This is a genomic window from Halalkalibacter sp. HAAS-P014, assembly GCF_056619965.1.
Genome location: NZ_JBWQTV010000018.1, coordinates 144,881 through 169,225, shown reverse-complemented (window position 1 = coordinate 169,225; position 24,345 = coordinate 144,881). Strand labels below are relative to the sequence as shown.

25 protein-coding genes are annotated in these 24,345 nt (G+C 39.0%); 14 read left to right on the top strand and 11 right to left on the bottom strand.

Features of this window, described 5'->3' with window-relative positions:
- The first annotated feature begins 419 nt into the window (after window positions 1-419).
- The 7 genes from AC1FXZ_RS16250 to AC1FXZ_RS16220 all read left to right on the top strand — a co-directional run bounded on the left by AC1FXZ_RS16250 (window position 420) and on the right by AC1FXZ_RS16220 (window position 6,304).
- Window positions 420-1,724, top strand: coding sequence for an aspartate aminotransferase family protein (locus tag AC1FXZ_RS16250; RefSeq protein ID WP_480055529.1), 1,305 nt, complete (start codon window positions 420-422; stop codon window positions 1,722-1,724).
- A 755-nt stretch (window positions 1,725-2,479) separates the two neighbouring features.
- The gene (locus AC1FXZ_RS16245) at window positions 2,480-3,412 is read left to right on the top strand and encodes a Phenylacetic acid catabolic protein (protein ID WP_480055527.1); all 933 of its coding nucleotides are present in this window, start codon (window positions 2,480-2,482) and stop codon (window positions 3,410-3,412) included.
- 1 nt (window position 3,413) lies between these two features.
- On the top strand, window positions 3,414-3,749 hold the full coding sequence (locus AC1FXZ_RS16240; protein WP_480055525.1) for a metal-sulfur cluster assembly factor: 336 nt from the start codon (window positions 3,414-3,416) through the stop codon (window positions 3,747-3,749).
- Window positions 3,743-3,985 (top strand): hypothetical protein, encoded by a 243-nt coding sequence (locus AC1FXZ_RS16235; protein ID WP_480055524.1) that lies wholly within the window; start codon window positions 3,743-3,745, stop codon window positions 3,983-3,985. Before AC1FXZ_RS16240 ends, AC1FXZ_RS16235 begins: the two co-directional genes overlap by 7 nt.
- Window positions 3,982-4,602: a Phenylacetic acid catabolic protein gene (locus AC1FXZ_RS16230; protein ID WP_480055523.1), complete on the top strand. Its 621-nt coding sequence runs from the start codon at window positions 3,982-3,984 to the stop codon at window positions 4,600-4,602. The genes AC1FXZ_RS16235 and AC1FXZ_RS16230 overlap by 4 nt, the downstream gene beginning before the upstream one ends.
- Window positions 4,595-4,795 carry a PaaD-like zinc ribbon domain-containing protein gene (locus AC1FXZ_RS16225; RefSeq protein ID WP_480055522.1) on the top strand — a complete coding sequence of 67 codons (201 nt, stop codon included), beginning with the start codon at window positions 4,595-4,597 and terminating at the stop codon, window positions 4,793-4,795. The genes AC1FXZ_RS16230 and AC1FXZ_RS16225 overlap by 8 nt, the downstream gene beginning before the upstream one ends.
- Before the next feature lie 153 nt (window positions 4,796-4,948).
- Window positions 4,949-6,304 carry a bifunctional folylpolyglutamate synthase/dihydrofolate synthase gene (locus tag AC1FXZ_RS16220; protein ID WP_480055520.1) on the top strand — a complete coding sequence of 452 codons (1,356 nt, stop codon included), beginning with the start codon at window positions 4,949-4,951 and terminating at the stop codon, window positions 6,302-6,304.
- A 101-nt stretch (window positions 6,305-6,405) separates the two neighbouring features.
- On the opposite strand, the gene AC1FXZ_RS16215 is transcribed toward AC1FXZ_RS16220, so the two are convergent.
- Both AC1FXZ_RS16215 and AC1FXZ_RS16210 read right to left on the bottom strand, forming a co-directional pair.
- The gene (locus tag AC1FXZ_RS16215) at window positions 6,406-7,206 is read right to left on the bottom strand and encodes an ATP-grasp domain-containing protein (protein WP_480055518.1); all 801 of its coding nucleotides are present in this window, start codon (window positions 7,204-7,206) and stop codon (window positions 6,406-6,408) included.
- A 202-nt stretch (window positions 7,207-7,408) separates the two neighbouring features.
- Window positions 7,409-8,476, bottom strand: coding sequence for a sulfite oxidase (locus tag AC1FXZ_RS16210; RefSeq protein WP_480055516.1), 1,068 nt, complete (start codon window positions 8,474-8,476; stop codon window positions 7,409-7,411).
- A gap of 207 nt (window positions 8,477-8,683) precedes the next feature.
- Here AC1FXZ_RS16210 and rlmN point away from each other — a divergent pair, with 207 nt between their 5' ends.
- Together rlmN and AC1FXZ_RS16200 are read left to right on the top strand one after the other, a co-directional pair.
- Window positions 8,684-9,742 carry a dual-specificity RNA methyltransferase RlmN gene (gene rlmN / locus AC1FXZ_RS16205; RefSeq protein ID WP_480055514.1) on the top strand — a complete coding sequence of 353 codons (1,059 nt, stop codon included), beginning with the start codon at window positions 8,684-8,686 and terminating at the stop codon, window positions 9,740-9,742.
- 68 nt (window positions 9,743-9,810) lie between these two features.
- Complete coding sequence (locus tag AC1FXZ_RS16200) at window positions 9,811-10,362, top strand: hypothetical protein (protein ID WP_480055539.1); 552 nt, start codon at window positions 9,811-9,813, stop codon at window positions 10,360-10,362.
- A 160-nt stretch (window positions 10,363-10,522) separates the two neighbouring features.
- Here AC1FXZ_RS16200 and AC1FXZ_RS16195 read toward each other — a convergent pair whose 3' ends face one another.
- The 8 genes from AC1FXZ_RS16195 to AC1FXZ_RS16160 form a co-directional block, all read right to left on the bottom strand.
- Complete coding sequence (locus AC1FXZ_RS16195; RefSeq protein ID WP_480055512.1) at window positions 10,523-11,026, bottom strand: CBO0543 family protein; 504 nt, start codon at window positions 11,024-11,026, stop codon at window positions 10,523-10,525.
- A gap of 126 nt (window positions 11,027-11,152) precedes the next feature.
- Window positions 11,153-12,202, bottom strand: a complete 1,050-nt coding sequence (locus AC1FXZ_RS16190; protein WP_480055510.1) for a sulfate/molybdate ABC transporter ATP-binding protein — start codon at window positions 12,200-12,202, stop codon at window positions 11,153-11,155.
- Window positions 12,203-12,210: 8 nt separating this feature from the next.
- A complete protein-coding gene (gene modB, locus AC1FXZ_RS16185) occupies window positions 12,211-12,888 on the bottom strand; it encodes a molybdate ABC transporter permease subunit (RefSeq protein WP_480055508.1) in 678 nt (225 codons plus the stop codon).
- Window positions 12,888-13,679 carry a molybdate ABC transporter substrate-binding protein gene (gene modA / locus AC1FXZ_RS16180; protein ID WP_480055506.1) on the bottom strand — a complete coding sequence of 264 codons (792 nt, stop codon included), beginning with the start codon at window positions 13,677-13,679 and terminating at the stop codon, window positions 12,888-12,890. Before modA ends, modB begins: the two co-directional genes overlap by 1 nt.
- Window positions 13,680-13,884: 205 nt before the next feature.
- The gene (locus AC1FXZ_RS16175) at window positions 13,885-14,151 is read right to left on the bottom strand and encodes a hypothetical protein (protein ID WP_480055504.1); all 267 of its coding nucleotides are present in this window, start codon (window positions 14,149-14,151) and stop codon (window positions 13,885-13,887) included.
- Between the two features lie 259 nt (window positions 14,152-14,410).
- The gene (gene tatC / locus AC1FXZ_RS16170) at window positions 14,411-15,139 is read right to left on the bottom strand and encodes a twin-arginine translocase subunit TatC (protein ID WP_480055502.1); all 729 of its coding nucleotides are present in this window, start codon (window positions 15,137-15,139) and stop codon (window positions 14,411-14,413) included.
- Between the two features lie 64 nt (window positions 15,140-15,203).
- Entirely contained in the window at window positions 15,204-15,437 is a 234-nt protein-coding gene (locus AC1FXZ_RS16165; RefSeq protein WP_480055500.1) for a twin-arginine translocase TatA/TatE family subunit, read from the bottom strand.
- 18 nt (window positions 15,438-15,455) lie between these two features.
- Window positions 15,456-16,892, bottom strand: coding sequence for an alkaline phosphatase PhoX (locus tag AC1FXZ_RS16160; RefSeq protein ID WP_480055498.1), 1,437 nt, complete (start codon window positions 16,890-16,892; stop codon window positions 15,456-15,458).
- Window positions 16,893-17,439: 547 nt separating this feature from the next.
- Between AC1FXZ_RS16160 and ppc the strand changes: the two genes are divergently transcribed.
- Entirely contained in the window at window positions 17,440-20,193 is a 2,754-nt protein-coding gene (ppc, locus tag AC1FXZ_RS16155; protein ID WP_480055496.1) for a phosphoenolpyruvate carboxylase, read from the top strand.
- A gap of 155 nt (window positions 20,194-20,348) precedes the next feature.
- Here ppc and AC1FXZ_RS16150 read toward each other — a convergent pair whose 3' ends face one another.
- On the bottom strand, window positions 20,349-20,906 hold the full coding sequence (locus tag AC1FXZ_RS16150; protein WP_480055494.1) for a YpiB family protein: 558 nt from the start codon (window positions 20,904-20,906) through the stop codon (window positions 20,349-20,351).
- A gap of 107 nt (window positions 20,907-21,013) precedes the next feature.
- On the opposite strand from AC1FXZ_RS16150, the gene AC1FXZ_RS16145 reads away from it, so the two are divergent.
- From AC1FXZ_RS16145 to AC1FXZ_RS16130, 4 genes are all read left to right on the top strand, one after another.
- Window positions 21,014-21,445, top strand: coding sequence for a GNAT family N-acetyltransferase (locus AC1FXZ_RS16145; protein ID WP_480055492.1), 432 nt, complete (start codon window positions 21,014-21,016; stop codon window positions 21,443-21,445).
- A gap of 247 nt (window positions 21,446-21,692) precedes the next feature.
- The gene (locus AC1FXZ_RS16140) at window positions 21,693-22,724 is read left to right on the top strand and encodes an agmatine deiminase family protein (RefSeq protein ID WP_480055491.1); all 1,032 of its coding nucleotides are present in this window, start codon (window positions 21,693-21,695) and stop codon (window positions 22,722-22,724) included.
- Between the two features lie 17 nt (window positions 22,725-22,741).
- Window positions 22,742-23,620 carry an N-carbamoylputrescine amidase gene (gene aguB, locus AC1FXZ_RS16135; RefSeq protein WP_480055489.1) on the top strand — a complete coding sequence of 293 codons (879 nt, stop codon included), beginning with the start codon at window positions 22,742-22,744 and terminating at the stop codon, window positions 23,618-23,620.
- A 257-nt stretch (window positions 23,621-23,877) separates the two neighbouring features.
- Window positions 23,878-24,300, top strand: coding sequence for a VOC family protein (locus AC1FXZ_RS16130; protein WP_480055487.1), 423 nt, complete (start codon window positions 23,878-23,880; stop codon window positions 24,298-24,300).
- Window positions 24,301-24,345: the final 45 nt, after the last annotated feature.

The following is a 24,345-nucleotide window of genomic DNA, read 5'->3' as shown; positions in this document are numbered from 1 at the left end:
CGAGAGAAGCCATTGCCATGCCAAAGCGAGGAGTAAGAGCGAAACCGCCGTAATGTTTTAAGCCTTTTGGGCGAACTTCCCCAAAAGGCGTACGGCGAGAGAAGCCATTGCCATGCCAAAGCGAGGAGTAAGAGCGAAACCGCCGTAATGTTTTAAGCCTTTTGGGCGAACTTCCCCAAAAGGCGTACGGCGAGAGAAGCCATTGCCATGCCAAAGGGAGGAATAAGAGCGAAACCGCCGTAATGTTTTAAGCCTTTTGGGTGAACTTCCCCAAAAGGCGCACGGCGAGAGAAGCCATTGCTCTTAAATGAGGGCAGAATAACAAAGTACGAGGTCACAAAGGTAGTGTTACCTTTGTGACCTATAATTTTGAATATCGTGATATAATAAACAATAAATTTTTTTTGGAGGTAGTATTCTTGGCTAAGGATTGGAGTCATCTAGTAGAAAACATGTCTAGCCGATTAGCACCAAGTATGGCAAAAGATCACCCAAATTTACCAGTGGTAAAAGAAGAGGGTTGCTATTACTTTGGTGTCGATGGCAAAAAATATTTAGATTTTACATCAGGAATTGCAACGACGAATGTCGGCCATCGCCACCCTAAAGTCGTACAAGCAATTAAAGATGGTGCAGATCACCTAGGGCACGGTCCTTCAGGTGTCATTATATATGAATCAATATTAACGTTAGCAGACCGTTTAGCAGAAAAATTGCCTGGGAATTTAGATACATTCTTCTTTGGTAACAGTGGCGCAGAAGCGATTGAAGGAGCAATCAAGCTTGCAAAACATGTAACCAAGCGTCCATATATTGTTTCATTCTTCGGGTGTTTTCACGGACGCTCGATGGGTGCACTTAGCGTTACAACATCTAAAAGTAAGTACCGTAAATTTTTGCAACCGTCAGGAGCTTACCAAGTACCGTATGCGGATGCAACGGATTGTCCAGAAGGAATCGACAAAGAGCAATATGTCGTAGACCAATTAGAAAAAGATTTTAAACGTCTCTTTAATCACCAGGTGACACCTGAAGAAGTAGCAGCTGTCATTGTTGAACCGGTATTAGGAGAAGGTGGCTACATTATTCCACCGAAAGCTTGGTTAAAAAAGATTCGCGAAATTTGTGACCGTCATAACATTCTTCTTATTTTTGATGAGGTACAAACGGGCTTTGGACGTACAGGTGAGTGGTTTGCAGCCCAAACATTCGATGTGGTCCCTGACATTATGGCGATTGCAAAAGGAATCGCAAACGGCTTGCCACTAAGTGCAACAGTAGCGTCAAATGAGCTGATGCAAAAGTGGCCACTAGGCAGCCATGCGACAACGTTTGGTGGTAACCCAATTGCTTGTGAAGCAGCACTTGCTGTTCTAGATGTCATTGAAGAAGAGAATCTTCTAGAGAACACAAAGCAAATGGGTGCGTATGCAGCAAAAGAACTGGAAAAAATAAAAGAAAAACATTCTGTTATCGGCAGCATTCGCCAGATTGGGTTGATGATCGGCATTGAAATCATAGATCCAAAAACAGGCGAACCAGATGGTGATGCAATGTTTGAAATACTTGATTTAGCACTTGAAAATGGCGTCTTATTTTACTTCTGTGGCAATCAGAGTGAAATAATTCGTATGATCCCACCATTGACGGTTTCTAAGGAACAGATTGATGCAGGGATTGATATGCTCGATCAGGCTTTAACTACATTTGAACAAAGAAGATAAACTTGAAGGATGGCTCATCAATAGTGGGTCATCCTCTTTTTTAATGAATGCTAACGTTTTATATAATAGAAAAACGGTGGAAATGTAAGAGAAAAGCAGATGTACCCGTTTTCACCATTTTTGTTTTCGTTTTCATGCAAGATGTTACCGATTTCAAGAGCGTTGTGAAATTGTTGAAAACAATTCATAATATAGACATAATAACAAAAAGGAATGGTGATCCAGATGGTCAAAAAACTAATTGAAGAAATCAAAGAAACATATGAATTTTATGCAAATACTTACAGCAGACTTGAAGGAAGAGAAAAACAAAAATAACAAATGTAAATAAGGATGGTACGATGATATTACCTCAATTAAATCAAAGTGATCCACGAACCGGTTCTCATTCATAGAAGAGAATCGGTTTTTTGTCTTGCCTTCTTTTTTCTTAACCCCTTTATAGACAAGTTGATAACAATATTAAAACGTTCGTTTAAAATACATAATGACAAAACCCCTAATTTTAATAAAACGTCCCTTGTATGCTTCAAACCTTCTCTAATAGGCATTTTACTCACAATATTGTAAAAACCCTACTAAATTAACACTATTTCCATGTTAATAAACAAAATAATATTGGAAATGAGGATAATTCAATATTGAAATAAATTTTCTGAAAACTAATTGACAGAATTATTCAGGTGTTTTATATTACGTTATATAGACGTAAGAGACAAAAACGTAATAAAAATAATTAAAAAGAGGTGTTTTGAATGACTAGAGAAGAGTTGCTAAAAAAGATTGAAAAAGGGTTTGTTTTAGAGGAAATGGAGGATATGAACGAAGAGTATCTTGAGGCTTTGAAACAAACGCTGATGATTGTAGCTGATACAGAGCTTTTGAGTGTTCCTCCATTGTTAACGGTCTATGACCAAGCACCTAGTTTGAATTTAAAAATTACAGCACTAGCTGTTATGCAGGATGAGATTGGCCATGCCCATATTGCTTGGCGCTTGTTAAAAGATTTAGGAGAAGATGTTGAAAGCTTAATGTTCAACCGTGAAGCTCATCGTTGGAAAAATCCGTATGCGTTTGATTTCAAATTAGATAACTGGATTGAGTTGGGGGTATTTAACGCCTTTTTCGACCGAGCAGGCTATACGCTTTTAGGAGATGCTTATCAACATACAACTTATGGACCTTGGAAGAGAGCGCTTGTAAAAGTTGATAAAGAAGAACTTTTCCATCTCAGAAACGGCGAAGTCATAATGAGAAATGCAATGAAGGATCCAGAAACGGCGAAACAAGTACAAGAAGCAGTAGACTGGATGTTCTTAATGGCGCTTGAGTTCTTTGGAGTTGCTGATAACTTAAAGAGTCGGTCTGCACAATTAGAATATAGCTTAAAAGGAAAAACAAATGATGAGTTACGCCAAGTATGGTTATCTACAGCCATTCCGTTCTGTGAATCAATCGGTGTAGACGTACCTGCTCATTATGATGAAGAAACAGAGAAATACGTATTAGATGTTCCGTTCCCATGCGTGTTCGATGCAGAAAATAAAAAGTGGGACTTTAACCAACCTGACACATGGGACAATGTGATTAAACGCTTTAAACAACGTGGCCCACAAAACGGAGAATTTATTGAACGAGTTCAAAAAGGATACTTCGAATTAGAAAATCTTCGTAACGAGGTGGTTTAATATGCAACAAACAGTGACTAAAAAAGAAGAACGCTTATGGAATGCACTTACAGAAGTAATGGATCCAGAGTTCCCGATCAGTGTGGTTGACATGGGACTTATTTATGAGATTAAAGAGCAGGAGGGTGAGCAAGTCGTTATCAAGATGACCTATACCGCATCATCTTGTGCTTGCATGGAATGGATTGAAAGCGATATCGAAAACCGCTTATTAGAAGAAGAGGATGTAAAAAAGGTTAACATTAATGTCGTTTGGGTACCAGCTTGGACAGTAGATCGTTTAACTGATAAGGCGAAAGAACAACTAAAACATTGGGGTGTGAGTACAAAATGCTAAATGAGAAAAAAGAATATTTGGTTTTTACACGGATTAAGCGAGGCGATGAATTATTATTTATTGGTTCCGTTGATGCTGATACTGATAATCTAGCAAAAGTGTATGCAAATTACACGTATGATGAAGAAGATTGGTTTGAAATGTACGTTGTTAGAAAAGATCATTTCTTAAAAGTTGCCCTTTCAGAAGGTGTTATGAATTATGAATCTCGAGTAAAAGGAGCTGAGGTAATATGAGTAACAAGGAGCTAATTAATGTCATCGAGGGAATTGCTGATAATAAATATATTCTTGGAGATCGTTTAGTTGAGGTTGGTTTTAGTGGTCCGGATGTAGAATCAACACTTTCATCGGTTGCAATCGCACAAGGAGAATTAGGTCATGCAAGAATTTTATACAATTGGGTGCTAGACCTTAAAGGGCATAAAGGGAAAAAGCCAGATCACCGGAATGAAACAGGGAAATCATTCTCACAGGTTAGAGAGATTAATAGCTGGGTGAAGTTGATTGCTGGTTTTTATACGGCGAACTTAGCGATTGATATCGTGATGGAATCAATGGCGCAAGCAAATAACGACGAGGTAACGGCCTATATCAATAAATTATTTTTAGAGCATAAGGAGCATTGCGTATACTCAGAAGGCTGGGCATTAAAATTATTGAATGATCGTGGTGGGGTACCGAGAAAATTTGAGGAAGAACTAAATAAAGTACTAGCTGAAGCAGAAGCATGGTTAAAGGAAATCGAAGAAAATCAAGAGGTAACAGAGTATTTAGCATATAATGATTTAACAGCTAAATTTAAAAGAGCAGTTGATAGCTTAAAAGACCAAGGAATGATAGCCAATGTTTAGTCAAAAGGATCAGCCAACATGCTCATTTTGCCATTCAGAAAATGTTGACATTATTGCTCCATTTGGTACGGCACAGCTTGTTAGACAATTTTATTGCAAAGAATGTAAAAGTGTGTTTGAGTATATTCGTTGGAGAAGTGAAGAAGAAAAGGAACATACTGAACATTCAAGGCAAATGATAAACGCAAAATAGTAAGTAGCAAGCAATCTAGCAAATAAAGCTAGGTTGCTTGCTGTCTTTTACTTATATGAGAGTGTGAGGTTTTATCTGGGAAATGGTAAAGGCTTTTTAAACGTGGCAGAATCGTCCATAATATATGTAACGATTTTGTAGAGGAGAGCGAATATGGCAATACGGACACAAAAAGAAGCTGAGGACTTAATTTACCAATCATATATGAGGGCCATTTCACATGTTAAAGAAAGCAATGATAAAAAGAGTAAGCACCCTGAATTAACAAGGAAATTGCTAGATTTGGTTGGCTCTCCAGACGGTCAGCAGAGATTTATTTTAGTGACAGGAAGCAAAGGGAAAGGGTCTACGTCTAGATTCATCTCTTCTTTACTAAGCCATGCTGGTTATAAGGTAGGGCTATTTACGTCGCCTCATTTAGTAGATTTCAAAGAAAGAATCAGAGTGAACGGAAGAGCTATTTCTACAGATGACTTTATTCGGTTCAGCAATGTTGTAGAAAGTAGCGTCGCAGCAATTGAAAAAGAGCTTCCGTCAGATATCTATCAAGGTCCTATTGGGATTGCTTTAACGATTGCTGCGCTTTATTTTAAAGAACAACAGACTGACCTCAATGTCATAGAAGTTGGAAGAGGAGGAATGTATGATGACGTGAACGTGCTTCCGAATGAATGGGCTGCGATTACGCCAATTATGATGGAGCATGTTCGTCATCTTGGGCCTTCGATTTTTGACATTATTGAGCATAAAGCTGGGATTGTAAAGAATGAAACGAAATTTACCTATATTCATGAACAAAGTGAAGAGGTACAACCAGAGATCAAGAGAGTACTTGGCCAAACGAATGCTGATGTGTTTTATGGTCAAGAAGACTTTTCAGCATACAATATTTCAATGGATAAGAACGGGGTCATGTTTGGTGTGAAAACGAAACGAGCGTTCTATGAGAAGCTACGTATACCGTTGCTTGGGACATTTCAAGCTGGAAATGCTGCACTGGCTTTGCAATTATGTGAAGATATTGTTGGCGAAGAGCTGAACGAAGATATTGTGCGAGATTGTTTTGCTACGCTCCAATGGCCGGGGCGATGTGAGGTAATCAGCAGTCGACCAGTTATGATATTGGATGGTGCTATTAATAAGGATTCAGCTATGTATATTAAAGATGTGATCGACTTGATCAACGAGGATAAGAACCATCACATTACTTCAGTTGTAGGCGTTCCAGAAGACAAAGATTATCAGGGTGTTATTGATATCTTAGGAGAAGTGTCTAACCAGTTGATTATTACGAAACCAGATCAAACTCATCTTTCATTTCCAGACGATGCACTTTCCTATGCAAAAGCGATAGTGCCTACCAGCAAAGAGTTTCCATACTTACAAGAGGCCATTACGTATGCAAAAGAGGAAACTAAAGCAGACATCGTCTTAATTGTTGGAACACAAACACTTATCGGCAATGCCAAACGCATATTGGGACATACCTTACAAGACATCGGAGAATAACGGGGAGGGGTGAGGGGTCAGACACTGCTTTATGTCTGTGAAAGGGTAAAGAGGTGTCTGACCCCCAGAGAGAGTGACTGAGACCCTGAAACAAGAGGGAATCAAAGACTACCCTGCATTAAACGAGCGAGGATGGCGTCTCGGTACAGCTCTGAGATAACTTGTTTACGTCTTGGATCTTGTTTCATGTATTCATCAAGCATGACTTGCTCGTTTACTTCTAAAACGAGTAGGCCCTTTTCTGTTTCAATGATATCAACAGAACAAAAGTCAAGCTCTAATGCTTTGGCTGCCTGTGAAGCAATTGCACCTAATAGAGCAGATTTATCAGCTGTTACCTCAGCTGAAACAGCCCCACCTATTAAATTATGTTTCCACGAAGTAGTCCGTTTTTTGGCCACATAAACCCTAGGCTTCTGCTTAAGTGTTACAACCCGATATTCAAAAGTGGAATCATAAAATGGGCTGATTGCAGCATTTGTTTGGAGTGAGAAAATCTCCTCTAAGCGATGATGGAGGTCGGCTTCATCGCTAATCTTGTAGACATTCGCTCCTTGTGAACCGTTATCTTGCTTTACAACGACATTTTGATCAAATTGATCAAAAAGGTTGCTTGCTAACAGGAAAGGATCGTTACTATTAAATCGCGATTTGTTATTAAGTAGGAAGATATGTTCAACGGCAGGAACATCACTCGCACGCAGGGCATCATATGTAGCTGATTTACTGCTCGCTAGCTTTGCAGAGCTACTATTGTTTAAGCCCACTTCGACATCATACATCATAAAAGAATGCTTGCCTTTTTTTACACGATAAAGATAGTTTTTTGCTACCTCTTCAAATTGAACCCCGTCATCCTCTACTGATTGCTGGATCATTGATAGATATGGTCTAGTCGTCATCGTTACGTCCCCCACAATTTTTTAGTAAATACGAAAAGCGTATCATACTATAAAGGAAGTCGGTAGAACGTAACATAACTAAAGTGGCAAATAAGTCTTTTCTACTAAAAATAGGGCTGCCTCAAAGTCAGGTTTCCATCCCAAAGCAAACACCATATGTGTCTCCTCCTGGGGGATAGATCCTTACGAGACAGCCCTATTTTTACTCGATTTTGACAGTGACATTGTCAATCGCGTAATACCCATAGCCTTTTCGATTCCAAAAAGGTTCAAAAGGTTGCGTTCTTCCATGTGTATCCGTTGCTCTTGACATAATCGTATATTCCCCTTCATCGAATACATCCCATTCAAATGACCATGGTGTCCATTCGTAGCGACCTTTTGTTGGATGCAGTTTGGCATCAGACCATGTCGTACCTGCATCGGTACTAATTTCGACTTTTGCAATCGTACCTTTTCCGGTCCATGCAATTCCTTCAATAATTTGTCTACCGGCTTTTAATTCTTCCATATCCATTGGCTGCTTGATTGTAGAATTAACATTGATGGTTGTAACTGGATAGGCGTCTGTATCATCTTCTTTATTTGGATAATAAACATAATCAATCGATTGAAAAGGCCCTTTAAAAGTAGAGCTAATAATGCTAATTTGTTTAATCCATTTGACCGATGCCATTGCGTACCAATTTGGAACGATCAGCCGTAAAGGATAGCCGTGTTTGAAAGGGATCGGTTCATTATTGTATTCATAGGCAATGAGTGTATCTGGATCAAGGGCTACTTCTAGGGGCAAGCTTCTTGCATAAGCGTACTCATTAGATAAATCGGTTCGTTTTCCACTATCATAGCCTTCGATGAGCACTTCTTTGGCTTCCTGTGTAATACCAGCCAATTCAAGAAACGTTCTTAATGGAACTCCTGTCCAGTAACCTTGGCTTATTGCCCCTTTTTCCCATTGCTCTCCAAACACCTTTGGTTTAAAAAAGCTCCGTTTATTGCCGGCGCATTCTAAGATGACTTTATTTGTTTTTGAGGGCATTTTGGAAATATCCTGTAAGGAGAAAACTTTTGGAGTTGTAACGGCTCCGTTAATCGGCAACCAATAATTTGAGTACGTAAGGCTCGGATAAGAAAAATGATTTCTTTTATAAAATAACGTAGGGGGTATGACGTCTGTGTTCAGAAAGGATATGGGAGCTTCTTGATTTTCTGGATGTAAGCTGCGTGTAGTCAGATGAGGTTGTGTGTAACGATCAAAGGAATTAGACATGGTTACCTCCTATGTTTCAAACGTAGTACTTATACTTATGCGAGCAACTCTGGAAAATTGTGAATCATTTTTTTATACAAAGTCTCAGGCTATACTATTTCAAAGAAGCGATGGGTAAAATAATGGAAAGAAGAAGAATGGTTTGCTAGTTTGGCTTTCTTTAAGTAGAATTAGAATGAATTTTATGTTTTGAAAAGAGGGTAACGAATGAAGAAACAGTCCATCTATGGATTAACATTTGAACAGTTGCAAGCGTGGCTTTTGGAACATGGACATAAAAAAGGTCGTGCCACTCAAGTTTGGGAGTGGCTTTACCGCAAGCGTGTAACGGACTTTTCTGAAATGGTTGGTGTCAATCAAGATTGCATAGACGTGTTAGCTGAGAATTTCACGATTCAAACGCTAACCGAACATACAAAACAAGAATCAGCTGACGGAACGATTAAGTTTTTGTTTCAGTTACAGGACGGGAACCTCATTGAAACGGTGTTAATGCGCCATAAATATGGGTTATCTGTTTGTGTGACAACACAAGTTGGATGTAACATTGGCTGTAGTTTTTGTGCAAGTGGTTTAATCAAGAAGGATCGCGACTTAACAAGTGGCGAAGTTGTCGAACAAATTATGAAAGTTCAACTTCATCTCGATCAAGTCGGTAAGGATGAGCGCGTCAGTCATATCGTGATTATGGGAATTGGTGAGCCTTTTGATAACTTTACGAACATGGTTACCTTTTTGGAAATTGTTAAAGACCAAAAGGGACTTGAAATTGGACCTCGTCATATCACCGTCTCAACGAGTGGGCTAGCCGATAAAATTTATGAGTTTGCTGATCTGAAATTACAAGTGAACTTAGCGATTTCATTACATGCCCCGAATAATGAGTTGAGAACACGTATTATGAAAATCAACCGTGCGATACCTCTTGAAAAGTTAATGCCGGCAATTGAATATTACATTGAAAAATCAAATCGTCGGATTACACTCGAGTACATTTTATTAAAAGATGTTAACGACCAAAAAGAACATGCAGAAGAATTAGCTGAGTTAATCGGAGACATGCGCGCCTATGTAAATCTGATTCCGTATAATCCTGTTGATGAGCACAGTCAGTATCAAAGAAGTGAAGAAGAAACGGTTCTTGCGTTTTACGATACACTTAAGAAAAACGGCATTACGTGTGGGATTCGAATTGAACATGGATCAGATATTGATGCTGCATGTGGACAGCTGCGAAGCAAACAGATGAAAGAGCCTCAAGCATAGAAATAAACAGTAGGGAGAGGATGAAATCTTTAATGGTTTCATCCTCTTTCTGTCTAGGAGATGATGATATGGATGAGTTAACTAAGTCTTATTTCGCAAATCTAGAATCAAACGATAAACAAACGCAATACGAAGCGTATCAAAATATACTAAAAGTGATAGAAAAGGAAGTCGATTGGGCTTATGAAGTTTGGGATAAGCTGAAGAAGGAATTAACTGATAAGGACGATCATAAACGTTCAAGAGCAGCACAGTTTTTATCTCATTTAGCGATTAGTGACCCACAAGAACGGATGCTAACGGATTTTCCTGCAGTATGGGAAGTGACGAAAGATGAAAAATTTGTCACAGCAAGGCATAGCTTGCAGGCTATTTGGAGTGTAGGTCTAGCAGGAAGCAGGCAACGGGAGCTTCTTATGGGCCAGTTAATTGACCGATTTACCCATTGCATGGATGAGAAAAATTATACTTTGATTCGATTTGATATCATTTTCGGCTTAAGGCAATTATATGATGTCTTAAAAGAAGAAGAGATCAAACAAGTAGCGTTACAATTGATTGAATTAGAAGAAGATCAGAAATATCAGAAAAAATATAGGAAGCTTTGGAAAGATACATAATGGATAGGGGGACAATCGCTAGTGAAAAGTGGCCGGAAAATCCAGCTAAAGTAATAAAAGAAGTGATTGAGGACTAATTTAAGAGGAGTTCGGGCTCTTTATTTAACGAGAAGTGGGGCTGAGGCAAAAAGTCAATATTACAACTTTTACGCCAGCCCCACTATTTAACGACCTCTGTTTTATCAGTTGAACGAGGAAAGTGATTTACAGTTCGTTTGAAAAATTCTAGTATTCCTCTTGATATAATTTTTACGACAAAGACAAGAGAAAACGAATAAAGCCAATGCCAATTTCCTGTGAATTCTAGTGCTTTTGTTTTTCTCTCAAGGAGGATTTCATAAATTCCTTGAGGTATAGCAAAAAGGAGGAGCTTTCTTACCATCGCTAAAGGTTTTGAGTTATAGGTTGATTGACAATACCAAATGGATAAAAAGGGACACACTAAAAAATCGTAGACGGCATTTATTTTAAAGACTTTTGGTGCAAATCGAACTGGATACTTTACTTGCTTGGTTTCGACTAACACCTTATCAAAAAGATAATTAATAATACAATTGATTATATAAAGTGGAAGCCAAAGCTTTGCAGATGGTTTTTTAAATAATGTTATGATAGAAACAATTCCGAACGTAATTCCTAATTTAATGATGTAACGCTCTAACATGGGTGACTCCTCCTTTATTCTGCTTCTATTATCAGCCATGTCGTGAAATTTTATGTAAGAACGTTATCTAAAAGTAAGGGCAATCGGGTAGATGCAAAAAGGGCATGGCTCCACACGCCATGCCCTTTAACCTTGTAGGAGAAATAGTTCATCTGAAGGAAGCGCTACTCGTAGGTTACCTTGTAAAATAGGAGTCATTTGTTTATTCGCGATTGCCGAAGTCACTGAAAATGCCTCCGTTTGTACGGTAACATCGGTTTGATGGATGCCTTTAACGATATTGGTAACTTCATACGAAAACGTATTCTCTAGGTCAAGACCTTGTTCGACAAAGCGTATGTTTTCAGCATGTATGCCAATATGGCTTGCGTTATGGATTGGTTGTTTTTTGATGATAAGCTTTGCTTTATTAATTGTACAAATAAGCTTCTCCTTTTGTTCGGTAACAGAATCGAATTTGAGAATGTTCTTGCAGCCGATGATAGTAGCGGCTGTTACATTATTTGGACGTGCAAATACGTCTTCTTTTGCACCAACTTGTACGATCGTTCCTTGATCGTATAAAAGAAGCTGGTCACAAAGTCGATATGCTTCCTCCATATTGTGGGTCACAAGTAAAACAACACCGGAAAAATGCTCTTTAATAATGCGTAGCAACTCAAGTTCAAGAAGATGTTTGACATGATGGTCTAAAGCAGAAAAAGGTTCATCGAGTAGCAATATGTCTGGCTCTGTAATAAGCGTTCGGGCAAGGGCGACACGTTGTTGTTGGCCCCCGGACAGATTCGAGGGATAATGCTTTTCGTAGCCTGTTAATTGAACTTTTTCAAGGATGTTCGTAACGTTTGCCTTTTTTTCTTGTTTGGATTTCGTTTTTAATCCATATGCGATATTTTGTTCGACTGTTAAATGAGGGAAGAGTGCATAATTTTGAAACACATAGCCAATTTTGCGATCTTTCGTTTTTACATTAACATGTTTTTTCGCTTGAAACAGTGGGCGATTTCCTACAAATATATCCCCATAATCTGGTGTTTGCAAGCCTGCGATGCATTGCAGTGTAAGGCTTTTTCCGCAACCAGAAGGGCCGATAATACCAGTAATGCCACTTTTGACCTCAAACTGACTGTTTAATGTAAAATGATGTAGTTTCTTTGTAATCGATACTTTGAGCATAGTGGTTGTTATCTTCCCTCCCGTGTGTTTTTCTTTTCTAACCGATTGAGTAAATACAGGATGGCAATGGATACCGTTGTCATAACCAAGACGAGAATGTTAGCAAGGTCTCGATTGCCAGCAAGCAATGCATCATAGATTGCAATTGGCATGGTCATCGTTTCATTCGGAATGCTTCCAGCGACCATTAATGTTGCACCAAAATCACCTAAAGCGCGAGCAAATGCAAGCGTAATACCAGCTGCGATCCCTCTCCATGCAAGAGGGAACATAATCGTAACAAAAATACTTAATTCGGAACGCCCAAGCACCCGTGCAGCTTTAATGAGTGTCGGGTCAATTGTTGCAAAGGCGGATCGGGCTGATTTAATCAAAAAAGGAATCGACACAACGAGTGCTGCAATGACAGCTCCTGTTGGTGTAAATACAATTGTCATATCAAAGCGCTCTTCTAAAAATTGACCGAGAGTACTTTGTCTTCCCAGCAATACGAGTAAATAATATCCAAGGACTGTTGGTGGCAAGACGATTGGTAGGGTCAAAATTGTATCAAACACATCAGCTAATTTTCCATTTGATTTATTTAAAAGATAGGCAATGGGAATTCCGATAACAATGGCTAAAAGAGTTGCGATTGTAGCAACTCTTAATGATAAAAATAGGGGAAATAAATTAATATCAACCATTACTCATGCCCCTCTGGAACGATGAACCCGTAGCTTTCCATAATCGGTTTCCCAATTGGACCTTTTAAAAAGGCGATAAATTCTCTTGAAAGTTGCTCCTCACTTGTCTGGTTAACAACAGCGATTGATTGCTCGAGTGGCTCGTGTAACTCTTCTTCGATAAGGGAAAAACCCACTTCATCTTCTTTATAGAGCGATAAAGCAATAATGCCAGCCTCTGCGTTTCCTGTTTCAACGTAGGAAAGGGTATCGGAAATATTTCGGCCGTATACGAGCTTGTCTTTTACCTCTTCCCATAATCCCACTGACTCAAGTGCCTGCTTTGCAGCAAGGCCGTACGGAGCATGGTCTGGATTGGCAATCGCTATATTTCTTATTTCCTGTTTCGTTAAGTCCTCTAATGTTTCAATCGTAATCGATTGATCAAAAGTGGTAGCGATTCCTATTCGTCCAAACGCATACGTTGTTTGCGAGTCAGCAAAAATGAGCTCGTTTTCACGTAAGTGGTCAACAAAGGAAATATTCGCTGCAGCAAACACATCAAAAGGAGCACCATTTTCAATTTGATCACTTAGCTGCCCTGTAGATCCGAAAGAGAACGTCACAGCGGCTCCTGTTTCCTCGGCAAATAATGGACCGATTTCTGAAAAGGCTAACGTGAGGTCAGAGGCAGCTGCTACTAGCAATTCAGGCTGCTTTTCGCCGTTATCAGAAGTTTTCCCATTACACGCTGGTAAAATTATAAGAAGACAAATAGTACTAATCATTATAAAAATACGAGTTAGGTTCATAATCGTTCTCCTAAAATCTAATAGATAACTTTTATTATATCGATAATAGTAACGATGGACAACGAGTAATGACTAATCAGTCTGAGAATGACTGCGAGGGATGTTAAAGAGAGAAACTGGGGGAGTGGAATGATGAGCAAAGAGCAAGCAGGATAAAAGGTCGCTGCCCAAAGCTAATCTCAACAACTTAAGGCAGCGCATCTTTTTATTGATTCGAGTTAGGAATCTGATTAAATGTTTGCTTATACTGTTCAAACTGTTCACGGACGAGTTGAACAGCATCTTGGTTTTCATCTTCTGCAGCTTGATTTAAAGCGTGTTCGGCTTTCTCAATTGAGTTCTTTGCTTCTTGAATCGTTTTTTCATTCGGATGAGAACTGGCATGATTGATTGCTTGGTGCGCATGTTCAATGGATTCTTGAGCTTGGAAAATTTGGTTTTGTGATTGTAAACTTGAGACGTTGTTTTTCATAATTCACTCCTCCTTCTGTTTAATAATGTGCTATAGAGCGACTTTTTATATGCAGAGAAGGTCGTGAGATTTTTAGCTAAAATAAAGCTTCACTTTACTTTGACTGACTTATTTTTATCGTTTGTTATTAATTGTTTATGTAATTGACAAGATTGACAAGAGTAACAGGCACGTATAACTTGGTTATTTTTCACATTAGAACTGTTTTTTGCAAGGGCAGAACACTTTGAAATCATGTCAAAATCCTCCTTTAAATGGTTCAAGCAATCGCTTTACCATCTTTCACCGTCTTTTTCCGGGAAATGAGCTTGCTTAACGTAATGCTTACTTCGTATAAAAGAAGTAATGGAATAATGACCAAAATGTCAGAGATAAAGTCAGGTGGAGTGACAAATACAGAGATAACAATGAGCAAAAAGTATGCATACTTCCTGCCTTTAATGAGTTTTTCAGGCTGGACGATGCCAAGCTTTGTTAAGAACATAATAACTGCTGGCATCTCGAATAAAATGCCGAAGGGCAATGTTAAATGAAGCATAAAGGTAAAGTACTTTTCAGCTGTGAAAAACGTTTGGAAGTCATCGCCGGCAAGCCCTGTTAAAAAATGAAGGACAATTGGAAATAAAACAAAATAACCAAATCCAATACCGGAAAGAAATAAGAAAAAAAGACCTGGTATAAAACCGACCGTTACATTCTGCTCTTCCTTTGAAAGAGCAGGTTTAACAAACTTCCAAATTTGAAAGGCGGCAATAGGAGTCGTCGCAGCAAGTGCAAATACTCCTGCAATCATCATATAAACCCAAAGGATTTCTCCAGGTCCGAGCAATGCTAATGTTCCATCTAGATCTTTAATGAGAAATTGATAAATATCGTTTACGAAAAAAAATACAGCAATAAAGGAAATGAGAAAAAATAGTAACGTGATAATGATGCGCTTTCGTAATTCACTTAAATGAGCAATTACATGCATGTTCGTCTTATGCATTGACAAACTCCTTTCATTAAAAAAGAGGAGGGGGATCGTCTATTAGACAATCCCGTTTAAAAAGTTAACTTCCTGTTTTGCTTGCTGCGCGTGGTGCAGCATGAAGTGAATGCGTGCTTTCCTCAGCTGTTTTCTCGGTGTTCTCATCATTTGAGACAAGCTCATTCGTAGCCTTTTTGAATTCCTTTAATGTGCTTCCGAATGCACGACCAATTTCAGGAAGTTTTGAAGGGCCAAAAATGATTAATGCTATAACTAAAATAAGAATTAAACCTGGAATTCCGATATTTGATAACAATACACGCACCTCCCATTATTAAATAGTTATTCCGTGACGATCTAACGCTGCAGCTTCTAAAATCGAGATCCCTTGTTCTTCTGCAAATGCTGTAAGCTTGTCCGAAGCAGCAGGAGCAAAACCTGCAGGTGGCGCTGCATGGTTCATAGCGCGCTTTCTAGCTGCATTGGTTCTTGCAAAGGGTCCCCATATTGCGAGAGTTAGGCCTGGATTTTGAATGTTGACAAATAAGGTGTTTCCATCTGGTGAGAAGACAGGGCCAGCAAACTCTTCGCCATTCATACGATTGTAGGCAAATGGATATACTTCGCCTTCAGGTGTAAGACCAATAATTCGATCTGGTCCAGAGCCATCTTCGGCAATCCAAAGATCTCCCCAAGGTGTAATCGTAATATTATCTGGAGCACGTAAATCATTTGAGGTTGAAGATTCATAAAAAAGCTCTAATGTATTAGTGGCAGGGAAGTAGCGATACACTCTTCCATGTCTTGTGTCACCGGCATTTGTATCATCAAACCAGAATGTCCCTTCCGAAAACCAAGCGCCTTCTAAACGGCTAAAGCGAATGCAGTTCAAGTCAGCTGCGTCTTCTTTTGCCCGTTCTGGATTAACCTCCTTCCAAACGATGCCAAACTTCTGTCCAGATGAAAATTGACTTGCTTGATTGGACGGAAGCTCATCGAATGCAGCCGCTTCAAGAATGCCTCCTTTCTGTAACGAACCCAGCTTTTGGCTGCGATCGTGAGGGGTAAAGCGATAAAAGAAACTAGGGCTGTTATCTTCTGTTAAATACCAAATTCCTGTTGTTGGGTCGACCGCACATGCTTCATGTGAAAAGTAACCCATATCACGTATCGGTGTTTTTGACATTTCGTTTTCAGGATCTTCAGGGTTAACTTCAAATACAAACCCATGGCCTAGATTACGTGTTTCTTCACAGGTTAACCATGTTCCCCAAGTTGAAGCACCACCAGCACAGTTTCGAATGTTGCCTGAGTTTGTGACATATTCCTCAACGACCTCGCGATTAGGAGTTACGACAAGAGCTGTTGTCCCTCCGGCTGCTCCTTTACTCCAAGGGTTTTTCCCGTTTACTGGGTATCGATGATTGGTTGAAATTTCATGGTTTCGAACAAGGACGGTTGTGTTTTTTGAACCTTTAAAAGCGGCCATCCCATCCATAACACCAGGAATCGCATCGACATTGGACATTTTTTCGCCTGTTCTAGAAATGATTTTGTATTGGAAGCCTTGTGGGAGATCAATAATGCCATTTGGATCTTCTAGTAAAGGACCATATCCACCAAAGCCACTAGTGGGGGTGCTAGTTGCAGCTGCGCTTTTTGAACCATTGCTAAGTGATAAGATGCCAGTTGTTCCAAGCGTTAAAGCTAACGTACTCATTCCACCTACTTTTAAAAACTCTCTCCTGTTCAACTCTCCATTCCTTTTCATAACTTGTCCCTCCAATCATGTATTTGTTGTTAACTCTTATAGATGCTTTGTCTATTTACAAGGTAACAATCTAGTGTAAAGACAATATAAATTGCTTGTTAAATAATTTGTTAATTCCCGAAAATAGTAAAATTGATGGGGTCTATCGAAATAATAGTAGTCATGATAAGACGCTTTGAGTTTCATTTGTCCTGAATAAAAGAGAGGAGGGTGGTAGACTTTATAGTGGAAGGGTTTTAGCATAGGTAATTAGAGATGGTGAAATGTAAACTGTATTAAGAGAAATCATGTTTTTAACAATCTTTTTACATGAAAATTAACAACGATGCGTTGAACTTTATGAAAGCGCATTATAAGAAATGCAATTACCAAATAATCAGAAAACAATGGAGATATGTTCGCTTTTCTGTTAAACTAATAAACAATATATTTTTTTGCATTACAGGGACGCGACATGACCGTTCGGGACGTTTATTGTCCCGTGTGGTTTTGTGATATAATGATTTCCTGTAGTGCAATGCAGCTTTTATTAGGGGGGATAAGGTTAATGATTAATGTAACAGACAATGGCTCTCTTTTACGATGTGATGTAAAAAAACTAGGCAATATCCTAGGAGAGATTCTCATACATCATGGTGGTATTTCACTATTTAACAAAGTCGAATCTATTAGAGAGATGACAATAAGCTTAAGAAAAGACTATGATGAAGAAGAATACAATAGGTTAAAAAAAGAAATTAGTGAGCTTAAACCACCTGAACGTCAACAAGTAATTCGCGCGTTCTCCATTTACTTTCATTTAGTAAATATTGCGGAGCAAAACCATCGTGTTCGCCGCAGACGCCAATATCAATTGCAAGATGATGGAGTGATCCAGCCTGTTTCTCTTGAAAGTGCCGTTCTCTCAATCAAACAAGGTGACTTTTCGGACGAAATAATTCAAAAAGTATTGGATGACCTTTCAATAGAGTTAATTATTACCGCACATCCAACAGAAGCAACGAAGCGAAGTGTACTTGAGATACAAAAACGGATTTCAACCATTCTTCAAGAGTTCGATAACCCGTTGCTAACGGAAAAGGAAAGAAGAAACTTAGAAGATAGTTTATTTAACGAAGTAACAGCATTGTGGCAAACAGATGAATTACGTCAACGTAAGCCGACCGTACTAGATGAAGTGAAAAATGGACTGTATTATTTTAATGAGACATTATTTGATGCGTTACCAGATATTCACCAAGAACTTGAAGCGCAATTAGATCAGCATTTTCCTGATCATAAGTGGAAGGTGCCAAACTTCCTGCACTTTGGATCATGGATTGGTGGCGACCGCGATGGAAATCCGAATGTTACGCCTGAGGTAACATGGGAGACATTAAAATTACAGCGCCAAGTTGCATTGAAAAAATACAAAGAAACAATTGTTGATCTAATGAAGCGCTTCAGTCAAACTACAACTCGAGTTGAGTTAGATGCAGAGTTAATTCAATCGGTTGAACAAGATGAAGCCACGTATATGGAACAAGGGGAAGAGTGGCCAATTAAAGTTGAAATTTACCGTCGTAAATTTGCAGTTATCCTAAAGCGTCTAAGTGAAGTAGGGGAGTCAGAAAATGGCTACAACAACGCTGAAGAATTGTTAAGAGATTTAATGTTGATTAAAGAAAGTGCAGAAAGACACCAGCCTTCTAATCGCAAATTGAAAACAATTCGAAAGTTGATTCGTCAGGTTGAGCTGTTTGGTTTCCATGTTGCGACATTAGATATTCGTAACCATAGTGGTGAACATGAAACAGCTGTTGCAGAAATGCTAAAAGTAGTCGGAATTTCAAGCGACTATAAAGCGTTATCTGAAGAGGAAAAAGTAGCCGTTTTAAAACAAGTGCTTAGCGAACCAAGACCACTTTTCTTACTGGAAGATGATTATTCAAACGAAACACTGGAAGTCTTTAAAGTGTTCAAGATGATTAAACAAGCCCATAAAGAATTCGGGCCTCGCTCAATCGAAGTGTACCTAGTAAGTATGACTCAATCGCCAAGTGACTTGCTTGAAGTACTTGTTCTTGCAAAAGAGGCAGGAATTTATCGCCTTCATGCCAATGGAAAGGTAGAAAGCAATCTTCATGTTGCACCACTACTCGAGACGATTGATGATTTAGTGGCTGGACCAGAAATTATGAAGACATTGTTTGAGATGGATGTGTATCGCAATCATATTAAAGAGCGTGGAAACCATCAAGAAATCATGCTAGGATATTCAGATGGAAGTAAAGACGGTGGAACATTAACAGCGAACTGGAAGCTCTTTAAAGCACAACTAGAGATTCACAATATGGCTAAGAAATTTGATATTCGCTTGAAGTTCTTCCATGGACGTGGTGGTTCATTAGGGCGAGGAGGCGGCCCATTAAACCGCAGCATCTTATCACAGCCGTCGGAAACATTAGGAGATGGAGTGAAAATTACCGAGCAGGGAGAGGTCCTTTCTTCTCGTTACTTGCTTGAAGATATCGCGTATCGTAATCTTGAACAGGCAGCCTCTGCTTTACTTGAAGGTTCTGCAAAGGCACATAAAAATCCATTACAAGGTCATTCTCGTGATAAAGCATGGGAAGAGGCAATGGAAGAAATGTCGAAAGTGGCGTTAAAGAAATACCAATCGCTTGTTTTTGAAGATAAAGATTTCTTGAAGTATTTTACACAGGCAACCCCGTTAAATGAGTTAGGGGCGTTAAATATTGGATCACGTCCAATGAAACGTAAAGGCAGCGAGCGCTTTGAAGATTTACGTGCGATCCCGTGGGTGTTTGCTTGGACACAATCGCGTCAAATGATACCAGCTTGGTATGCTGCAGGTACAGGCCTAGATGCATTTATTGCAGAAGGCGAAGGAAATCTAAGCATGCTACAAGACATGTATGAAAACTGGCCATTTTTCCAAGCGACGATTAACAACTTGCAAATGGCTCTAATGAAAGCTGATTTAAAGGCTGCAAATGAATATATTAACTTAGTGCAAGATAAGGAAATGGGAGAGAGAATTTTCAATAACATTTCTGATGAGTATAATCGAACAAAGAAGGCTCTCCTACAGATTACAGGGAGTAAAGAGCTTCTTGATCATACACCAGCGATCAAGGAATCTGTCCACAGACGGAATCCGTATGTTGATCCACTTAACTTTTTACAAGTTGATTTAATTCAAAAAATGCGAGAATCAGATGAGAAATCAGAAGAATTATTAACAGAAGTGTTGCTTACTATTAGTGGTGTAGCAGCAGGTTTAGTAAATACAGGTTGATGAATATTTTGTAAATCAGCACCGGTGAAATCGATTTCACCGGTGCTGATTTTTTATCCTCTGAAATGGTTTAATAGGAAAAGCTTGAGAAAAATTTGTCTTCTCAAGCTTTTAAGATCGTAAACTATATCAATTGTTTCACGTGGAACAAAGCACTATGTAGGAACCTTCATATTCTTTAGTTCTTGTAATCTTAGCACTAGTTTGTTGAAGAGGGGCTTGTCATTTTGATCAAGCGCATCATCAATTTGCTGGCGAACTTTTTCAATTTCTTGATCAAGAAGCGCTTTTTCAAGAATGACGTTCGTTTCATTTTCGTATTCTTTAAATTGTTTATAACGGACAAAGGAATTTGAAGTAGACTGGACTAGCTGAAGGTAACGATGATTCAGCATTTTCCCATAAAAATGAAGAACAACAAAAATCTTGTCTGAAGGGTTGTTCATTAAATCGCCCAGCGCTTTTGAAACATCTTCTGTTTTTCTTTTGTTTTGATAATAGACAAAGCCAGGTTTATCTGAGTTCATGCTGGAAATGATCATTGTTTTTTGGTTAGTTGGAGGCGTCTCTGTAAAGGTGAGGTTTTCAAGAATATGATGATTTTTTAGAATGTATTCAAGTAACATTTTTGCATCTTTATGTTTAAGTTGGTGTTGATTTATAAACCACTTTAAAAAACTACTTTTCTCTTTCGTTGAAACCCAGCTTTTCAATTCGCATCACCCTAATCATCTGCTTTCTTCAAGCATAACACGTTGATAACAAATTAGTAAATTCTGAATATAGTAGTACATAGATGAGAGCATAGGAGGAGAGCTGGGTGATTATAAGAAAAGCAACAAATAAAGAGCATCAGTATATTAAAAGCTGTGGAGAAATAGTGCAACAGGAAGCAACGGTAGGGTATATGAATGGAAAGAGCAACTTGATGACCGATGACATTTTTTATTATCATCAGGCTGAATACTTAGTGTTAATAAATCATAATCAGTTATGTGGATGGGTTTTAGTAGGGCAGACACAAACACCGTTTGACTTTGAACCTGTTGGAATGATCCTTGAACTGTATGTGATGCCAAACTGTCGTAAAGAAGGGTATGGGGTTCGTTTAATGAACGAATCTATGAATTATTTAAGACAAAGGGGATTTAAAAAAGTACAGTTAAATGTATTTGCAGGCAATACAGCAAAGCAATTATATGAACGCTTAGGTTTTAACGATGTGTCTACATTAATGGAGAAACCATTATAGTTTCATGTGAAACAACGATGCTAAACTTTAGTCTGGCAAGTAGGTGACACCATATTGCGATTTCTTTCCTATATGGCACGTATCTGTCAGACTGTGACTTTAGGTATCCGTTGTATTTTATGATGGAAACATGTGTACAGTAAGGGGTGTATTGGAGCGTTGAAATTATTGCCTTTTTGAATACATTCTTATATGATGAATGATACAAATTACAAAAAAATTCACTGAAAAAGAGAGATGGAAAACGATGTATCCAAGAGAACTAGGCTACCAAATGCCAGCAGAATGGACAAGCCATCAATGTACATTTATTTCTTGGCCTGTACAAGAATCGATGGTATACCCGAATGATTATGATACGGTTTGGAACGGTTATGTTGAGTTGGTTCATGCGATTGCTGAGTTTGAACCTGTATCGATTGTTGCTAATCCAAATGATATAGATAAATTGAAAGCAATTTTTGTAGATGAACGAGTTGGCTTTCTCGCAATCGAGCATAATGATGCATGGCTTCGCGATAATGGACCAACTTTTGTGAAAAATAGCCAAGGGGAAATTGCAGGAATTAACTGGATTTTCAATGCGTGGGGAGAAAAGTATTCTCCATGGAATTTAGACAATGATGTTGCACCCAAGATCTTAAAACACTTTGATATTCAGCAGTTTGATGCTCAAATTGTAATGGAGGGTGGTTCTTTTCATGTCGATGGTGAAGGAACATTGCTTACAACGGAAGAATGCTTGCTAAATCCGAATCGTAACCCGGACTTAACAAAAGAATTAGTTGAACAATATTTGAAAGATTATGTAAATATTGAAAAGGTGATTTGGTTAAAGAGAGGGTTATTTGGTGATGAAACGGACGGGCATGTTGACAATGTAGCTTGCTTTGCATCCCCTGGAAAAGTGATGATACAAGTCTGTCATGATCCTAATGATGCAAATTACGATATCACGAAGGAAAACCTTGAAATTTTGCAATCGGTAACGGATGCGAAAGGACGAAAGCTTGAGATTGTTGAGATCGAACAACCACCAGCGTCTCATTTTGAAGAAAGTCGCCTAACATTAAGCTACTTAAATTTTTATTTTGTGAATGGTGGTATTATTTTACCTGTGTTTGGTGGCGAAGCTGCAGAAACGGATCAAAAGGCGATTGATATTTTACAAAAGACGTTCCCTGACCGGAGAATTCGAACAATCGATGGAATGGCGATCATCAAAGAGGGTGGCAATGTTCATTGTACAACCCAACAAATGCCGGTAGGAAATGAATAGAATCTGGGGTGAAAACTATGAGAAACGTAAAAGTAGCAGCAACACAAATGAGTTGTTCAGATAATATAGAGGAAAATATCAAAAAAGCCGATAAGCTTGTCAGAGAGGCTGCAAGTCAAGGAGCACAAATCATTCAAATTCAAGAACTATTTGAAACACCTTACTTTTGCCAAAAGGAGAAATCGGATTACTATATTTATGCGACTGAAGTAGAGAAGAACAAAGCGGTTAATCACTTTAAAGAGATTGCAAAAGAATTAGAAGTTGTTCTTCCTATTAGCTTTTATGAAAAGAAAAATAACGCGCGCTACAACTCATTAGCGGTTATCGATGCCGATGGGGAAGTGCTGGGAGTTTACCGAAAAAGCCATATCCCGGATGGCCCAGGCTATGAAGAAAAGTTCTATTTCAACCCTGGTGACACGGGCTTTAAAGTGTGGGAGACGCGCTATGCAAAAATTGGTATCGGGATTTGCTGGGATCAATGGTATCCAGAAGCAGCAAGATGTATGGCATTAATGGGAGCTGAAATCTTGTTTTATCCAACTGCGATTGGATCAGAGCCTGAAGATGAAGAGATTGATTCAAAAGATCATTGGCAAACATGTATGCAAGGGCATGCAGCAGCGAACTTAGTACCTGTTATTGCTTCGAACCGAGTAGGGGTTGAGGAAGATGATGATTCTTTGATTACGTTTTACGGTTCCTCATTTATCGCAGGACCTCAAGGTAATAAATTAGCTGAAGCAGATCGTACAGAGGAAACCGTTCTTGTTGCCGAGTTTGATCTTGATGCATTAGAAATTCAACGCATCGAGTGGGGGATCTTCCGAGATCGCCGACCAGATTTATATAAAATCATCACCTCTTATGATGGGGAAACGATGATTGATTGAAAGAATTTGTAAAAATAAGGCTGTTTTCATAAGGATTGTTACTTTGGAATATTTTTTTAGCTCTTAGTGAAGTGGAGCGAAAGTCACTCGACTCCTGGGGGATGTAGAGGAAGGGTGAGACCCCACAGGCGCACCGAGGAGGCTCAGCATCTCGCCACCGAAAGCGAGTGGCTGTAGCAGAATGGAACGAGCATGTCTTTTCCCCTAACCTAAAACAATGCGAAAATAGCCAAAACTAAATAAGGAGTGGTAGCTAGGTGTCACGATTAATCCCGTATTTAATTTTTGATGGTAATGCAAAAGAAGCAGTCAGCTTTTATGAAAAAGCCCTACAAGGAAAAATATTTGGAGTCCAAACTTTTGGCGAAATGCCTGATAATCCAGAGTTTCCTTTGCCTGAAGAGGCTAAGGACCGAGTCTCGCATGCGATGTTAGTAATTGGGCAATCGGAATTGATGATCTCTGATACATTCCCTGGCCAACCGTACGAAACAGGGAATCATATGACCATTTGTATTATGACTGATACAAAAGAACAAACAAAAGAGATCTTCGAATCATTAGAAGAGGGTGGAAAGGTTACGATGCCACTTCAGGAAACGTTTTGGAGCCCAGCATATGGGGTCGTGGTAGATAAGTTCGGAGTTACGTTCCAACTGTCAGCAGAAGGTCAATTATAAAAAAAGAGTGCCGGAAAGATCAATAGATCTTTCCGGCACTCTCAT